The following is a 16,735-nucleotide window of genomic DNA, read 5'->3' on the forward strand; positions in this document are numbered from 1 at the left end:
CGTGGTCTGGACGCCCAGCGACGTCCATCCGGGACGGGACGGCGACGGCGGGGGAGCCGGCAGCGGGGAGCCGGCGTCGTACCGCCCCGTCCCGGGTGGACCGTGCGGCACCCGGGACGCGGCGGGACGCCACGGGATGCCACGGGATGCCACGGGCCGCGCAGCTCACCCCCGCCTCACCCGCCTCAGCCGTTCACCCCCGAGTAGTGCCGCAGGCTCCACCGCCACAGCAGCCGCGCGCCCAGGTACGCCAGTACCCCCAGCAGTGGGGACGCCGCCGCCAGCCAGTGCGGTACGCCGGTGTCGTGGCCGTGGCCGGTCAGCACCGCGGCCGGGAAGTAGGCGACGAACGCGAGCGGGAGGCCGAAGGTCAGGAAGCCGCCGACGGCCCTCGGGAGCACGTTGAGCGGGTAGCTGCCGAAGGTGCCGAGGAGTTCCTCCAGCCAGCGGCCCCAGTAGTCGGCGGCCGGGAAGCGGAGGGAGGCGCAGGCCACCACCGTGAACAGGGCGGCCTCCAGCAGCATCCCGCCGAGCACGGCGGCGATCAGGTACGAGATCCGGCCCGCCGTCCAGTCCAGGTCGCTGCGGCTGAGCGCGCCCGCCATCAGACCGGCCGCCACCGTCAGGTCGCCGATCGCGTTGGTCGGGAAGTACGCGAGCTGGATCTGCCGGTGCACGGGCATCGGGCGCACCAGGCAGGTGTCGATGATCCCCTCCTGGATGTGCCGGCCCAGTCCGTGCATCCGGCCGAGGAACAGCACGAACAGCCCGTGCGCGAGCATGCGCGTCGCCGGGATCAGCAGGACGTCCGAGCTGTCCCAGCCGCCCATCCCGGTGAACCTCGACAGCAGCACCGTCGCGAACACGATCACCGAGACCTGCCAGACCGCGCCGATCGCGATCATCATCAGGAACTCGGAGCGATACTCCAACTGGGCACGGAAGTTGAGACGCGTGACCCGCCACATGATCCGGACGCCGTTCATGGGCTCAGCCTCCCTGGGAGATCACGCGACGGGCGGCCCGGTGCCACAGGAACCGGGTGAACAGGCCGAGCAGCACGACCCAGGCCGCCTGGATCGCCAACTGGAGCGGTGCTTCCGAGAGTTGGATGCGGCCCACGTACAGCGACAGCGGCACGCTCAGCGTGGCCTGGAACGGCAGGAACGTGCTCAGCGTGATGAACCAGTCCGGGAAGAACCACAGCGGCGCGTACACCCCGGACAGCAGGTTCTGCGCGAAGATCAGGATCATCATCGCCGCGCTGTTGCGCAACGTCCAGAAGCACAGCTGGTCCAGAGCGAGCATCACGTAGTACAGCACCCACTGCCCGAGCAGCAGGCTCAGCGCGAACACCCCCGCGACCGCGGCCGACTCCGGCGGGCGCACCACGCCGGCCGCGAGACAGACCACGTATCCGCCGAGCGCCCAGGCGAACCCGTACACCTGCTCGCCCAGCGCGCGCAGGGCGTAGTAGCGCTGCGGGGGCAGCGGACGCAGGTACCAGTAGACGATGGTGCCGAAGTGCATGTGCTGGATCACCGTGTCCCGGCCCGCGAACTGGTCCAACTCCCGCAGCCGGGAGGCCAGTACGGCGAGGACGGCATAGGTGACCGCCTGGTCGCGGTCGAGGCCGGCGGTGGTGCCGGTCTGCGCGTACAGGCCGCGCCACAGGGACGCCACCAGCACCACCTGCACGGTCAGCCGCAGCAGCGCGGCCGTCATCCGGGGCGGTGTGTACAGCTCGCCGAGCGGGGTGACGCGCGCCGCGCGCCAGGCGTTCAGGACGGCCATCACGCGTCCCCGGCCTGCACGTACGCCGCCCGCATGACGTCCTCCAGGTCGGCCTCGTCGAGCGCGATGTCCGTCACCTCGTACCGTTCGATGACCGCTTTCAGGGCCTGGTGGACGGTGGGGGCGTCGGCGCCCTCGGGGCCGAAGACCACGCGCGCGCCCTCCCGCCGCAGCACCGCGACGCCCGGCAGCGGCACGACGTCGGTGTGCGGGTCGGCGAGGGTGGCCCGCACCTGCCAGGTGGAGCCGAACTCGCGGCGGATCTCGTCCAGGGAGCCGTCCAGGACGAGCCGGCCGTGGTTGATCAGCACCACCCGCTCGGCGAGCCGCTCGACCTCCGTCATGTCGTGCGTGGTCAGCAGGACCGTCCGGCCGCGTTCCTCGACCTGGTGCCGCAGGAACTCGCGGACCTGCTCCTTGACCACGACGTCCATGCCGATGGTCGGCTCGTCGAGGAAGACCACGGGCGGGTCGTGCAGCAGCGAGGCGGCGAGGTCGCAGCGGACCCGCTGCCCGAGGGACAGATGGCGCACCCGGGTGTCCCAGAACGACGACAGGTCGAGCAGCTTGTCGAACTCCCGCAGCCGCACGGCGTGTTCGGCCTTGGGCACCTCGTAGATGTCCCGCAGGATCGCGAACGACTCGCGCACCGGGAGGTCCCACCACAGCTGGGTGCGCTGCCCGAACACCGCGCCGATGTTACGGGCGTTGCGCTCCCGCTCCAGATAGGGCACGACGCCGGCGACGCGTGCCTCGCCGGAGGTGGGGGTGAGGATGCCGGTGAGCATCTTGATGGTGGTGGACTTGCCGGCGCCGTTCGGGCCGAGCAGCGCGAGGAGTTCGCCCGCGCCCACGTCGAAGGTGATGTCGCAGACGGCGTGCTTGGCGACCCGCTGCGGATCGACCAGGGAACGCAGCGCGCCGGTGAAGCCGGGACGACGGACGGTGGTGTGGAAGGTGCGGGACAGGCCTCGCACCTCGATGGTGCCGCTCACTCGGTCAACCTCCAGTGAAGCGCGGCCGGCCGGCTGGGGAGCCGGCCGGCCGCGGGAGACGTCATCACCGTGTCGGAATGTCGATCAGTCGGTCAATCGATTGATCGGTTGCGGGCCGATCACTCGGCCTGTGAGAACACGAACGAGAACTCGGCGGACCCGGCGTTCAGGAAGTACTGCGGCAGCGGGCCGGGCCCGCAGGACTGCGAGCCGATGCCGTGCTGGCCGTGGTCGAGGTTGACCCACACCGTGCCGCCCGGCACCAGGTCGGTGCGGTGCCGCGCGGCGTCCAGCTGCTCGGTGGTCCAGCGCCTGGCGGTGAACCAGAACTCCGGGTCGCCCTCGATCCGCAGCCCGCCGATCTCCGCCCAGCGGACGTCGGCACGCGCGCCGTTCTCCTGGGGCCGTACGTACGGCGTCTGAAGGCCGTCCACGGTCGACTGCCAGCGGCCGAGCATCGACGCCGCCCGGGTGTCGGGATACGCCTCGCCGGGGCCGCCGCCGAACCAGGTCACGCGGTCCGCTTCGGAGAGGCCGAAGCGGACGCCGAGCCGGGGCAGCGGCACCGTCCAGTCGCCCTCGGGGGTCACCGAGACGGTCAGCCCCAGACGGTTCCCGTCGGACGTCCACCGGTACACGGTCGCCAGGCCCACCTCCCAGGCGGCCGGCGCGACCCGGGTGCGTACCGTCAGCGCGTCCTCGCCGAGCTCGACGGCGTCGACGCGGTGCCGCATCCGGTGCAGGCCCAGCTTGCGCCACAGCGCGCCGTGCCGGATGTCCGACTGCCAGGCCGCGCCCTCGTCGTTGTCGGTGGGCGCCCGCCACACGTCCAGGCGCAGGCCCTCGACGGACACCCCGCCGATCGTCCTGAGCGCACCGGTACGGGCGTCGAAGGCGGCCGGGCCGAGGGTGATCAGCCGCTCGCCGACGACAGGGCCGTCGGTGGGGGCGACCCGGGGGGCCGGACGGGTGGCCACCGGGAGCTGCCCCCAGGCCACCTGGTGGTCCTTCGGCCCCCACGGGGTGTCGGCCGCCAGCAGCGCCCGCACGGTCCACTGCGTCTCGGCGCCTCGCGCGTCCGCGGGCGGCTCCGGCAGCTTGACGTCGGCCGACTCACCGGGGGCGAGCGAGGGCACGTTCAGGACACCCGACTCGACCGTCTCGCCGTCCACTTGGTAGGACCACTCGAAGGCCAGCGCCGACAGGTCCGCGAAGTCCTGCTTGTTGGTCACCCGCACGGTGCCGTCCGTGCCATCGCCGTCGATCGCGACCGGCTCGATCACCTTCTTGAACTCGACCAGCCCGGGGGAGGGGGTCCGGTCCGGGAAGAGCAGGCCGTCGCAGACGAAGTTACCGTCGTGCAGCTCCTCGCCGAAGTCGCCGCCGTACGCGTAGCCGTAGCGGTCGTCCTTGACGCCGTGGTCGATCCACTCCCAGATGAAGCCGCCCTGGAGCCGCTCGTGCGACTCGAACAGCCGCTGGTAGTCGGCGAGTCCGCCCGGACCGTTGCCCATGGCGTGGCCGTACTCGCAGAGGATGAAGGGGAGTTCGCGCCGCTTGTGGGTGCCGCCGTCGAGGTCGCGGCCGATGCGCTCGACCTCCTCGTGGGAGGCGTACATGCGCGAATAGACGTCCGTGTCACGGCAGTCGATGTCGCCCTCGTAGTGCACGAGGCGGGAGGCGTCGCGGCCGTGGATCCACTCGGCCATCGCGGTCAGGCCGCGTCCGGTGCCGGCCTCGTTGCCGAGGGACCAGATCACCACCGAGGGATGGTTCTTGTCCCGCTCGACCATGCGGGCGGCGCGGTCCAGCAGGGCCGGGGTCCAGCGGTCGTCGTCGACGGGGTTGTCCCGCCACTCCTGCTCGACGAAGCCGTGGGTCTCCAGGTCGCACTCGTCGATCACCCACAGCCCGTACTCGTCGCACAGGTCGAGGAAGGCCGGGTGCGGCGGATAGTGGGAGGTGCGGACGGCGTTGACGTTGTGCCGCTTCATCAGCAGCACGTCCTCGCGCATCGTCTCCAGGTCGAGCGCGCGGCCCTTCTCCGGGTGCCACTCGTGCCGGTTGACGCCCTTGAAGAGGACCGCCCGGCCGTTGACCTTGATCAGGCCGTCCTCCAGGACGACCGTGCGGAAACCGATGCGCAGCGGGACGCGCTCCCCGTCCGTGACCAGCTCGCCGTCGTACAGCCGGGGCGTCTCGGCCGTCCACGGCCGCACCGCCGCCGTCGCGGTCTCGCCGGTCGCGACATCGATGTCCAGGGCGGGCACGATCACCCGTCCGTCGACGTCGGAGTCGACGCGCAGGGCCCCCTCGCCCGTGACATGGTCGTAGGAGGCGTGCACGAAGAAGTCGAGCGCGCCGCCCGTCGGCCGGTGCAGCAGCGTCACGTCACGGAAGATGCCGGGCAGCCACCACTGGTCCTGGTCCTCCAGGTAGGAGCCCGCCGACCACTGGTGGACGCGGACCGCCAGCACGTTGCCGGCGGCCTTCAGCAGATGGCCCACCGCGAACTCGTGCGGCAGCCGCGAGCCCTTGAACTCGCCGATCTCCGTGCCGTTCAGCCAGACGCGGGCGCAGGACTCCACGCCGTCGAACCGCAGGACGGCGCCGCCCTCCGCCAGGGCGGGCCAGTCCTCGGGCAGGTCGAAGACGCGCAGATGGTCGCCGGTCGGGTTCTCGGTCGGGACGTGCGGCGGGTCGACCGGGAAGGGGTAGAGATGGTTGGTGTAGATGGGGGAGCCCTGGCCCTGGAGGACCCAGTGCCCGGGGACCGTGACCTCGGCCCAGTCCCCGGCGTCGTACCCCTCAGCGGCGAACGAGTCGTCCTCGGCGTCGGCGGTCTCCGACAGACGGAAACGCCAACTGCCGTTCAGTGAAAGGGATGTCGCGTCGGACTCGTACCGGGCGCGGGGCGCGAGGGCCCCGCTGCCCGGTGAGACGTCCTCGACGTAGTCGACGGCGGTGGCAGTGCGAAAAGACATCGGTCTCCCGGAGTTGAGAAGGCGTCAGCCCTTGATGCCCGTCTGGGCGATCCCCTGCACCAGCCAGCGCTGGAGGAAGAGGAACACGAACAGCAGGGGCAGGATGGAAATCGCGGTGGCCATGAAGATCAGGTGGTAGTTGACGGTCTGGTTGGTGGCGTACGACGACAGCGCGACCTGGACCGTCCATGCGCTGGGGTCCTGGCCGATGACCATGGGCCACAGGAAGGCGTTCCAGCCCGCGATGAAGGTGATCGTCGCCATCGCCGCGAAGAAGTTCAGCGAGTTGGGCACGACGACACGCCAGTACGCACCCCAGTAGCCGAGCCCGTCCACCCGCGCCGCCTCCTCCAGCTCCTTCGGGAAGCCCAGGAAGTACTGCCGGAACAGGAAGCAGGTGAAGCCGCTGAACAGGCCCGGGATGATGAGTCCGCGGTAGGTGTCCACCCAGCCGAGCGACGAGACGAGCACGAAGCTCGGCACGAAGGTGACGGCGGTGGGGACCATGAGGGTGGCCAGGACGGCGTAGAAGACCTTGTTGGCGTGCCTGTACGGGATGCGGGCGATGCCGTAGCCGGCCAGCGAGCAGACCAGGAGGATCCCCGCGGTGTGCAGGACGGCGACGACCAGGGAGTTCCACATCGACCGGGCGAAGTCGACCGTGGTGTCGTCGAACGGCTCGGTGATGTTGCCCCACTGGATCTCCGTGGGGAACCACTTCCACTCCTCGCCCGTGATCTCCGGGTCCGTCATGAAGGCGTTGCGGACGATCAGATAGAACGGGATCAGGAAGAGGAGGGCGGCGACGCCGGTCGCGATGTACAGACCGGTGCTGCTCATGACGCCGCCGCGGCGCCTGGCCCGCACCGGCTTGCGGACGTCGGGTGCCGTGGTGGTCACGTCGGGTGCTGTGGTGGTCACTGGGACTCCTCCCCCCTTCCGAAGCCCATGAGCTTGCCCTGGAACAGGGTCACGAGGCAGATGAGCGCGGTCAGGAGAAGCGCGCCCGCGCTGCCCGCGCCGTAGTTCTGGTTCTCTCCCAGGGCCATCTTGTACAGCTCGACCAGCGGCGGCATGCCCCAGGTGGCCTTGCCGAGCAGGATGAAGAACTCGTCGAAGGCCTGGTAGGCGGCGATGAGCAGCAGCAGGATCACCGCGGTGGACGTCGCGCGCAACTGGGGCAGCGTGATGTGGCGGAAGGTCTGCCAGCCCGGCTTGGCGCCGTCGAGGGCCGCCGCCTCGTACAGCTCGCGCGGGATGTTCTGGAGCGCGGCCAGGAAGAGGATCATGTAGAAGCCGGCTTGCAGCCACAGCCGGACGGTCACGATGACCAGCCAGTACCAGGGCGGATCGGGGTTGTCGAGCCAGGCGATGTTCTCGATCCCGAACCAGCCGAGGAACGTGTTGGCCATGCCGAAGCGGACGCCGTTGAAGATGGACATCTTCCAGATCAGCGCGGCGGCCGCGTAGCTGACGGCGGTCGGCAGGAAGAACACCGACCGGAAGAACGCCCGCATGAAACGCAGCCGGTTCACCAGCAGCGCCAGGCCGAGCGACAGCGCCCAGGTGGTGGGCACGATGAAGGCGGCGAAGACGGTGAACGTGACCAGGGAGTTCCTGAAGTCGGTGTCCGACAGGATCTGCCGGTAGTTCTCGAAGCCGACGAACTCGCTCGGCGTGACGGTGAACCGTGCCTCGAAGAAGCTGAGATACAGGCTCCAGCCGATGGGCACGAAGACGAAGATCACCAGGCCGATGAGGAACGGCCCGGTGAAGAGCCAGAAGTTGAAGGTGGTGTTCGCCCTCAGGCCCCGCCTCGGCCGGTCCTTGGAGACCTTGGCCGGGGCGGGCCGGGCGACCCCGCTCTTGATGGTGGTCGACATGTCGCGATCCGTCCGGCGGTCTATCCGAAGAGCTTCTTGAGCTCGGCGTCGACCTTCTTCTCGGCGGCGGCGAGCTGGGCCTTGGGGTCACCGTCCTTGCGGACGCTGTTCGCCACCACGTCGTTGATCGCGGCGATCATCGCCTGGGTCCAGCCGATGTTGTCGAAGTGCCCGAACTCGTTGAACAGCTTGACGCCCTCGGCCGGCAGACCGGTCTTGAGCTTGGTCGCGGACTGGGCGATGGAGGTGCGCGGCGGGATGTGGAAGCCGTAGGAGGTGGCGAAGTCCTCCTGATACTGCTTCTGTTCGATCCACAGCCACTTGACGTACTCCTTGGCCGCCTCGACGTTCTTGCCCTTGGCGTTGACGAACATCGACCAGCCGCCGTTGTAGACCGACTGCTTGCCGGCGGACCCGACCTTGGGGAACGGGAAGACGCCGATGTCGTCGCCGAGCGCCTTCTGCATGGCCGGCATGGCCCACATGCCGCACCACTGGATCGCCGTCAGGCCCTGGACGAAGGCCGACGGGTCCCACCAGTCGGTGGGGGCGCCGAGCAGCAGGTTGCCGCTGGTGAACAGCGAGCGCAGCTGCTTCAGGCCGTCGGCGACGGCGTCGGTGTTGAAGGCGGGCTTGTTGTCCGCGGTGAGGGTGTCGGCTCCGGCCGACCAGATCAGCGGACTCTGCACCGGGGTGATGTCGTTGCCGAGGTAGGCGCCCTTGACCTTGCTGGTCTTCAGCTTGGCGGCGGCCTCGATCAGCTCCTCCAGAGTCGTCGGCACCTGGACGTTCGCCTTCTCGAACAGCGAGGGCCGGTAGAAGAAGAACTGCGGGTCGTCGATCATCCGGACGCCGTATATCTTCCCGTCGACCGTGTGCGAGGTGATGTCGGCCTGGTTGAAGTCGGACTTGACCGGCTCGATGATGTCGGTCAGGTCCGCCACCTGCCCGCTCTTGACGAGCTGGATCTGCGGGTGGAACTCGAAGACGTCCGGCGCGTTCTCGGTGAGCAGCGCGGGGAACAGCTTCTGGTCGAAGTTGTTGCCGGTGATCCACTGCGTCGTCACGTTGGCCTTGTCGTACGCCTTGGCGTACTTCTTGACGGCCTGCTCGACGCCGGCCTCGCCGTACGCGTGGAAGTACTGCACCAGGTTGGTGCCCGAACCCCCGCTGCTGCGACCGGTGTTGCCGCCGCAGGCGGCCAGGCTGCCGGCGGCTGCCATGCCCGCCGCGGCGCGGAAGATCGAACGGCGGGACCAGTTGCTGTTGCTCATTGCCGACATGCTGACGTCCTTGTCTCGAGTACGGCTGCGGCTCACACGGCTTCAGCGCCAGATGGCTCGAATGGCGTTGCGGTGCGGGACGTTAACCTTCGGCTAAGGCTTCGGCAAGGGGTTGGACGAAGTCTGCACGAAGCGTTGTGCGACGTTCGGGATACCGGACGCGGGGGGTGCTAACTCACGGCGGAATCAGGTCTGGTGGGGTGCCGTCTGCGCTGGCCGACGGCCTGGAGAGCCCCTTCGAGGGCGAAGGTGGCCGCGCCGAGGCAGACCGGGTCGGTGGGGATCGGGGAGAGGACGATCTCGGTCGAGGCCAGCGGCCGGCGCAGCGCGTGCCGGGAGACGGCCTCACGGACCTCGTGCAGGAGCGGTTCGCCGAGGCGCACCGCGACCCAGCTGCTCAGCACGACGACTTCGGGGTTGAGCAGGTTGACCAGGTCGGCGATGCCCGCCGCCAGGTAACGGGCGGTGTCGCGGACCACCTTGACGGCCACCGGGTCGTGCGCGGCGACCGCGCGGGCCAGGGCGGCGATGGTCGCCGTCTGGTCCTCGGGGTGCAACAGGGCGCTGTCGGGGCTGAGTTCACGCAGGTTCTGCATGATGCCGGGCGCGCCGACGTACGTCTCCACGCAGCCGTGGTTGCCGCAGTGGCACAGCCGTCCGTCGAGCACGAGCGTGGTGTGCCCCCACTCGCCGGCGCTGTTGCTGACCCCGCGGTGCAGTCCGCCGCCCAGGACGAGCCCGGCGCCGACCCCGGTGCCCAGGTTGACGACGACGGCGTCCCCGTGCCCGCGCGCCGCCCCGAACCACAGTTCCGCCACCGCGCAGGCGCGCAGCGGATTGTCCAGGTAGAGCGGGTAGGCGATGTGCTCGGAGAGCAGGTCGAGCAGCGGCACGTCGTGCCAGTCCCAGTTGGGGGCGTACTCGGAGATGCCGGTGGCCCGGTCGACCTGTCCCGGCACGCTCACGCCGACGCCGAGGACGCGGGCCGCCTCGACCCCGGCCTGGGCGACCACCGAGCCGGCCGCCGCGGCGACATGGCCGACGACCTGCTCCGGCCGGCTCTCGCCGGGGCGCATGTCCTCCTCGGCGCGGGCCAGCACGTTCAGCGCCAGGTCGAACAGCTCGACATGGACGTACGTCTCCGCGATGTCCACGCCGATCAACGCGCCCCCCGACGCGTTGACGGCGACGAGGCCCCGGGGGCGACCGCCCGCGGAGTCCTCGAACCCGACCTCCGTGATCATGCGCAGGTCGAGCAGTTCGCCGACGAGGGTGGCGACGGTGGCGAGGCTCAGGCCGGTGGCGGCGGCCAGCTCCTGCCGGGAGGTGGGGGAACGGGCGATGATCTGGCGCAGTACCTCGTAGCGGTTCGCGGTACGGATGTCACGTGACGTGCGCTTCACCGGCTGGGGCCCTCCATCCCTTCCGTGCGGGACTCGAGTGCGGGACGTGAGCACGGGACTTCCGTGCGGGACGTGAGCACGGGACTTCCGTGCGGGACGTGAGCACGGGACCTCCGTGCGGGACCGGCGTCGCGACGGCACCGGCGCGGCGTCAGGCTATGGCGTGGCGGAGAGTTCGACAAGGGGTTAGGAAAGGGGGTGTACAAAGTCCGCCGAGGGTGTGGCCGGTGTCAGCCGGTGAGGACGTCCCGGACGAAGGCGTTGGTGAACGTGCCGGCCGGGTCCAGCTCCCGCACGAGCCGCGCGAAGTCGCCGAGCCGCGGGTACCCGCCGCCCACCTCGGCGGGCGGCGTCGCGAAGACCTTCCCCCAGTGCGGTCGCGGCGAGAACGGCTCCAGTGCCGCCTCCAGCGCGCGGACCGCGGGCAGCACGGCCTCGGCGTCGTCGGTCCAGGTGAAGTGCACGGCGACCGAGTCGCGGCCGTACGCCGGGCTCAGCCACTGCTCGTCGGCGGCGACGGTGCGCACCTCGCAGGTCTGGAGCACGGGGGCGACCGTCCCGCGGATCGCGTCGACGGCGCGCAGGACGCCGAGCGCGTCCTCGCGGGGCAGCAGGTACTCGCTCTGCAACTCGTTGCCGCTGCTCGGCGTGAACTCCGCCCGGAAGTGCGGCAGTCGCTCGTGCCAGGGGCCCGGCGCCCCGAACTGCTCGGTGCAGTTGACCGCCGGCATCCCCGGCACCGGGTGCAGCGCCCGCGTCGCCGGCGCGGCCCAGGGGAACGCCACCATCGGCTGGTCCGTGCGCCGTTTCAGCCATACCTGCCGGAAGCCGGGCGAGCGCCAGTCGGTGAACAGGCTCACGCTGTAGGCGGCCCCCGCGACCGCCTCGAAGTCCAGCCCCTCCAGCGGCAGTTCGGTGAACAGATGTTGCTCGACCTCGAAGGCCGGCTCCAGGTCGAGGGTGAGCGCGGTGACGACGCCGAGCGCGCCCAGCGAGGTGACGGCCCCGCCGAACCGCTCCTCCCCGCGCCCGACGACGACGAGCGACCCGTCCGCGGTGACGATCTCCACCTCGCGCACGGCGGCGGCGAGCGATCCGTTGCGCACCCCCGACCCGTGCGTGCCGGTGGCGACCGAACCGGCCACGGAGATGTGCGGCAGCGAGGCCATGTTGGGCAGCGCGAGCCCGTGCGCGTGCACCCGCCGCGCCAACTCGGCGTAGCGCACCCCGCCCCCGACCCGCACCGTCCGGGCGCTCGTGTCCACGTCGATCTCGACAGGCAGCTCGCCCAGCGACAGCAACACCCCGTCCGCGCCCGGCTCGGCGATCCGGTTGAAGGAGTGCCCGCTGCCCAGCACCCGCACCCGCGAGCTCCCGGCGACCAACGACCGCACGGCCCCCACGGAACGGGGCCGGCGCACCTCCCCGGCGACGAAGGCGATGTTGCCCGCCCAGTTGGTCACGGTCTCGGTCATGCGGTCGCCTTTCCGAGGGGGTTTCCCTGGTGAAACCTACCCTGCCGGCTGACACGAGGCCCCCCCGCCCCCACCCCCGCGCCGCCGGGGGCATACCGTGAGGAGTCGTACGCCTGAGCCGGGAGGAGAGACGATGGGCAGCCGTACCGCGCTGGTCGAGGATCTGATGGAGCGGTTTCCGCATGTTCCGCGGGAGGCCGTCTTCAAGGAGGACCTGCTGCGCGGGGGAGTGGCCTTCGACCCCTCCGCGCTCAGCGACAACGAGTCGGGCGAGGTGAAGCCGAAGTCGTACTTCATCTTCTCCTTCGACCACGGCACCCTGCCCGAGCTGGGCGAGGCCGCGCTCAGGCGTCCGCCGGAGGAGATCATCCTCACCGGCGGCCCCTACGACCTGCGGCGCACGGTGGTCTCCGTGCGGGTGAACCCGTCGTCGCCCTACCGGGTCGCCGCCGACGAGGAGGGGCTGCTCGGCCTGTACCTCGACGGCAGCCGCATCGCCGACGTCGGGGTGCCGCCGATGCCGGAGTACTACCGGCACACCCTGTCCAACGGGAAGTCCGTGATGGAGGTGGCCCCGACGATCCAGTGGGGCTACCTCATCTACCTGACCGTCTTCCGGGTCTGCCAGTACTTCGGCGCGAAGGAGGAGTGCCAGTACTGCGACATCAACCACAACTGGCGCCAGCACAAGGCGGCCGGCCGGCCGTACACGGGCGTCAAGGACGTGGACGAGGTCCTGGAGGCGCTGGAGATCATCGACCGGTACGACACCGCCAAGGCGTCCACCGCCTACACCCTCACCGGCGGCGCCATCACCAAGACGGTCGGCGGCCGGGACGAAGCCGACTTCTACGGCCGGTACGCCAAGGCGATCGAGGAGCACTTCCCGGGCCGCTGGATCGGCAAGGTCGTCGCCCAGGCGCTGCCCCGCGACGACGTGCAGCGCTTCAAGGACTACGGGGTGCAGATCTACCACCCCAACTACGAGGTGTGGGACCGCCGGCTGTTCGAGCTGTACTGCCCGGGCAAGGAGCGCTACGTCGGCCGCGACGAGTGGCACAAGCGGATCCTCGACTCGGCGGAGGTCTTCGGCGCGCGCAACGTCATCCCCAACTTCGTGGCGGGCGTGGAGATGGCCGAGCCGTTCGGCTTCACCACCGTCGACGAGGCGATCGCGTCGACCACCGAGGGCCTGCGCTTCTTCATGTCGCAAGGGATCACGCCCCGCTTCACCACCTGGTGCCCCGAGCCGACCACCCCGCTCGGCAAGGCCAACCCGCAGGGCGCGCCGCTGGAGTACCACATCCGGCTGCTGGAGGCCTACCGGGCCACGATGGACGAGTTCGGGCTCTCCTCGCCCCCCGGCTACGGCCCGCCCGGACCCGGCCGCGCGGTGTTCTCCGTCAGCTCCTTCATGGACAGCCTGCCCGAGCACGGCGCCCCGGTCGCCGAGGAGCCGGGGAAAGCCGTTCGGTGAATTCGGCACGGCTTTGAGTCGCAGGGCGGCCCGCGTCCGTACAAGGGGGTACGGGAAACCGGAACCGCGGGCATGCCCGCCCTGTGCTGACATCTGAACAGGGCGCTTGTCAGTTGTGCAGGTGACGTGAAAAGCTCTGCCCCTGCCGCGAGGTTCCCCCCAACTCCATTGCCGTCATGGTGAGTTGACCTCGCTTGTGGATGCAGGAGACTCATGCCCGACCTGCCGACCCCGAGGGACGCCGCCGAGGCCGCGCTCTTCTCGGAGTGCTGGGACGCCGTCCTGTCCTACGCCGACCTGTGCACGTCCGGGTCGACCGCGGCCAACCAACTGGCCCGCGAGGCGTTCGCGCTCGGCATACGCGAGGCCCGCGCCGCCGAGGACGACCCCCGGCACTCCGCCGGCCGCCGCTCCTCCCGGCTGCCCCGGATCCCGCTGCTGCTGACCGCCGTACGCACGACGGCCGCCGCCTGGGAAGCCGAGGGACAGGGCCATAAACTCGACCCCGACCTGCGCCTGTGGCTGAACTCCGACAAGGCCGCCCGCTACGTCGGACCGCCTCTGCTGCGCCCCGTCGCCCTGCGCGGGCTGCGCGACATGCAGGAGGCCGACGCGGCCCTGCTGTGGCTGGCGGAGGTCGAGGCGCTGCCGCTGCGCGCCGTGGCCCGTCGTCAGGGCCTGGACCCGATGGCCGCGATGGAGGAGCTCAACCAGGTCCGCGGCCTGTTCCGGGACCGCTGCCACCGCAACCACCTCGACGTGCCGATGGACGCGGAGTGCCGCAGCTACGTCCGGCTCCTGGACGCCGTCACCCGCTCGCCCGCCGCCGACACCCCCGACGACCTCTCCCGGCACCTCGCCACCTGCGTGGAGTGCGCGGAGGCCGCCGCCTGTCTGCGACTGCACGGCGGCGGCCTGCCCGCCGCCCTCGCCGGCGGGGTCATCGGCTGGGGCGGCCTCGCCTACCTGGAGCGCCGCCGCCGCGCCGCCGAGGTGCGGATGGGCGCAGGCCGCCCGCCCGCCGTCGACGCGGACGGCGAGCCGTTGGACGCCGCCGCGGGCCGGGCGCGCGCACTGCGCAACGGGCTCCTCGTGGCCGCCGTCCTCGTCTCGGGGCTGGCGCTCGCCGTGTCGCTGATGCCGTTCGGCGGCAGCGACGACTCCGCGCACGGCCCGGCCGACGGCACCCCGGTGGCCGGCCCCGGCATCCCCGCCCTGCCGACCGACCTGCCCGCCTCCTCGTCGAACCCGCCCACGGCCGGCTCCTCCGCGTCCGGCTCCGGCTCGCCGAAGCCCTCCGGCAGCGGCTCGCCCAGCGCGACGGAGAAGCCCGACCCCGAACCCCAGGGCACCAGCTCCGCCACCGCGGGCCCCGGCGCCGGCGAGAGCCCCGGGGCGGCGGCCTGCGAGGTCCGCTACGAGCTGGTCAATCAGTGGCCCGACGGTTTCCAGGCCACCGTCACCGTCACCACCGTCGACGCCGTCGACTCCTGGAGCGTCGGCTGGACCTTCCCCGACGGCCAGAAGGTCGACCAGATGTGGGACGCGAGCTTCTCGCAGAACGGCTCCCGCCTCACCGTGGCCTCCGCCGACTACAACAAGAAGGTCGCGGCCGGCGGCAGCCTCACGTTCGGCTTCCTGGGCTCCTGGCAGGCCAAGAACGCGCCCCCGCGCGACTTCACCCTGAACGGCGGGAGCTGCACCGCCTCCTGACCCCCCCGGCGCTCGTGCCCTCACACGGGCACGAGCCCCGGACTGCCCGCCTCCGTCACGAAGGACGCCGCCGTCGAGAGCGGCGCGCCGGGCGTCGTCACCGCCGGGACGGTCTTGAAGTCGGCGCGCGCCGCCTCCCGGCCCAGCTCCACCCGGACATAGCCGCGCCGCCCGTCGTAGAACCGGAGATGAGGGTTGGCCGTCAGATACGTCTGCCAGTTCGCGGGCCTCTGCGCGCCGTCCCGGCCGCTCGCGATCGACGTGGCGACGATCTCGGCGCCCAGGTTCCTCGACCCCGGATCGTCGAAGTCGTCCTTGATGTCGAAGGCGTAGCCGACGTGCACGTCACCCGTGAGGACGATCAGGTTCTCCACACCGGCCGCCTGCGCCCCGTCCAGGACCCGCCGCCGGGAGGCCCGGTAGCCGTCCCAGGCGTCCATCGACATCAGCGCCTGCGCGTTCAGGTCCAGCTTGCGCTGGGAGAAGCACACCTGCTGCGGCATCACGTTCCACAGGGCGTCCGAGGCCCGCCAGCCGTCCAGCAGCCACCGCTCCTGCGCCGCGCCGGTCATGGTGCGCGCCGGATCGTCCGACTCGGGGCCGGGAACCTGCTTGCCGTCGCCGTAGGCCTGGTCCGAGCGGTACTGCCGGGTGTCGAGCACGTCGAACTGGGCGAGCGCGCCCCAGTGCAGCCGCCGGTACATCCGCATGTCGGGCCCGCTGGGCAACTGGGCGGCGCGCAGCGGCTGGTGCTCCCAGTACGCGCGGTAGGCGGCGGCACGGCGCAGCAGGAAGTCCTCCGGCGGGCTGCCGTTCTCGTCGATCGCGCCCGCGTAGTTGTTCTCGGTCTCGTGGTCGTCCCAGGCGACCACGAAGGGGTGGGCCGCGTGGGCGGCCCGCAGATCGGGGTCGCTCTTGTAGAGGGCGTACCGCAGCCGGTACTCGGCCAGGGTGATCGTCTCCCGGTTGAACACCTCGGGCAGCACCCGGTCCGTGTACCGGCGGGCCCCGCCGACGGAGTCCACCGCGTACTCGTACAGGTAGTCCCCGAGATGGAAGACCAGGTCCACGTCGTCCTCGGCGACATGGCGGTGCGCCGTGTAGTAGCCGTCGTGGTACGCCTGGCAGGACACCGCGGCCAGGGCCAGCCCGGTCACGGCGGAACCCGGTGCGGGCGCGGTGCGGGTGCGGCCCGTCTCACTGATCCAGGAGCCCGTCCTGAACCGGTAGTAGTACGTGCGGCCGGGCTGGAGCCCGGCGATGTCGACGTGCAGGGTGTGGTTGTACTCGGGCCACGCCGTGGCGGCGCCGGTGCGCACGACCGAGGCGAACCGCTCGTCCTCGGCCACCTCCCACTCGACGGCCACGGACTGCCCGGCCAGACCCCCGCCCGGCTCGTACGGGACGGGCGCCAGACGCGTCCACAGGACGACGGAGTCGGGGAGCGGGTCGCCGGAGGCGACGCCGAGGGTGAAGGGGTCCTCGGTGATGCGCGCCGCGTCGAGTTCCCGGGCCGCCGCCACGCCGGTGGCGGGCACCTGCGTGGCGAACGCCAGCGCCGTCGCGGCGGCGCCCAGGGTGAGGAAGCGACGGCGGCTGGCGAAGTGTCGTGCGGCGGCGCGCAGTTCGGGGTCGTGTGCGGCGAAGGGCGGTGCGGGCAGCGGTCGGTGACGGCCTGTCTGACGCAAGGGGCTCGGGCTCCCGGTGGGCTCAGGGGCGTCTGCGGCC

General features: G+C 71.1%; 12 protein-coding genes. 2 read left to right on the forward strand and 10 right to left on the reverse strand.

Annotated features, from left to right (window positions below):
• Positions 1 to 185: 185 nt before the first annotated feature.
• The 9 genes from ACFYX4_RS27520 to ACFYX4_RS27560 all read right to left on the reverse strand — a co-directional run bounded on the left by ACFYX4_RS27520 (position 186) and on the right by ACFYX4_RS27560 (position 11,817).
• Complete coding sequence (locus tag ACFYX4_RS27520) at positions 186 to 986, reverse strand: ABC transporter permease (RefSeq protein ID WP_389338861.1); 801 nt, start codon at positions 984 to 986, stop codon at positions 186 to 188.
• Between the two features lie 4 nt (positions 987 to 990).
• Positions 991 to 1,794 carry an ABC transporter permease gene (locus tag ACFYX4_RS27525; RefSeq protein ID WP_389338864.1) on the reverse strand — a complete coding sequence of 268 codons (804 nt, stop codon included), beginning with the start codon at positions 1,792 to 1,794 and terminating at the stop codon, positions 991 to 993.
• Positions 1,794 to 2,789, reverse strand: coding sequence for an ATP-binding cassette domain-containing protein (locus ACFYX4_RS27530; protein WP_389338867.1), 996 nt, complete (start codon positions 2,787 to 2,789; stop codon positions 1,794 to 1,796). Before ACFYX4_RS27530 ends, ACFYX4_RS27525 begins: the two co-directional genes overlap by 1 nt.
• Before the next feature lie 119 nt (positions 2,790 to 2,908).
• A complete protein-coding gene (locus ACFYX4_RS27535; RefSeq protein WP_389338870.1) occupies positions 2,909 to 5,773 on the reverse strand; it encodes a glycoside hydrolase family 2 TIM barrel-domain containing protein in 2,865 nt (954 codons plus the stop codon).
• A 24-nt stretch (positions 5,774 to 5,797) separates the two neighbouring features.
• On the reverse strand, positions 5,798 to 6,673 hold the full coding sequence (locus ACFYX4_RS27540; protein ID WP_389339011.1) for a carbohydrate ABC transporter permease: 876 nt from the start codon (positions 6,671 to 6,673) through the stop codon (positions 5,798 to 5,800).
• A 17-nt stretch (positions 6,674 to 6,690) separates the two neighbouring features.
• A complete protein-coding gene (locus tag ACFYX4_RS27545; RefSeq protein WP_389338873.1) occupies positions 6,691 to 7,656 on the reverse strand; it encodes a carbohydrate ABC transporter permease in 966 nt (321 codons plus the stop codon).
• A gap of 20 nt (positions 7,657 to 7,676) precedes the next feature.
• Positions 7,677 to 8,939 (reverse strand): ABC transporter substrate-binding protein, encoded by a 1,263-nt coding sequence (locus tag ACFYX4_RS27550; RefSeq protein WP_389338876.1) that lies wholly within the window; start codon positions 8,937 to 8,939, stop codon positions 7,677 to 7,679.
• A 170-nt stretch (positions 8,940 to 9,109) separates the two neighbouring features.
• Entirely contained in the window at positions 9,110 to 10,342 is a 1,233-nt protein-coding gene (locus ACFYX4_RS27555) for an ROK family protein (protein ID WP_389338879.1), read from the reverse strand.
• A gap of 230 nt (positions 10,343 to 10,572) precedes the next feature.
• Positions 10,573 to 11,817, reverse strand: coding sequence for an FAD-binding protein (locus tag ACFYX4_RS27560; protein WP_389338882.1), 1,245 nt, complete (start codon positions 11,815 to 11,817; stop codon positions 10,573 to 10,575).
• 133 nt (positions 11,818 to 11,950) lie between these two features.
• Here ACFYX4_RS27560 and ACFYX4_RS27565 point away from each other — a divergent pair, with 133 nt between their 5' ends.
• Together ACFYX4_RS27565 and ACFYX4_RS27570 are read left to right on the forward strand one after the other, a co-directional pair.
• Positions 11,951 to 13,294, forward strand: a complete 1,344-nt coding sequence (locus ACFYX4_RS27565; protein ID WP_389338885.1) for a radical SAM protein — start codon at positions 11,951 to 11,953, stop codon at positions 13,292 to 13,294.
• Between the two features lie 213 nt (positions 13,295 to 13,507).
• On the forward strand, positions 13,508 to 15,007 hold the full coding sequence (locus ACFYX4_RS27570; protein ID WP_389338888.1) for a cellulose binding domain-containing protein: 1,500 nt from the start codon (positions 13,508 to 13,510) through the stop codon (positions 15,005 to 15,007).
• A 20-nt stretch (positions 15,008 to 15,027) separates the two neighbouring features.
• Here the strand turns inward: ACFYX4_RS27570 and ACFYX4_RS27575 are convergent, their stop codons facing one another.
• On the reverse strand, positions 15,028 to 16,695 hold the full coding sequence (locus ACFYX4_RS27575) for an alkaline phosphatase D family protein (protein ID WP_389338891.1): 1,668 nt from the start codon (positions 16,693 to 16,695) through the stop codon (positions 15,028 to 15,030).
• Positions 16,696 to 16,735 lie beyond the last annotated feature (40 nt).

The sequence above is a fragment of the Streptomyces sp. NPDC002328 genome, assembly GCF_042890065.1.
GTDB lineage: Bacteria > Actinomycetota > Actinomycetes > Streptomycetales > Streptomycetaceae > Streptomyces.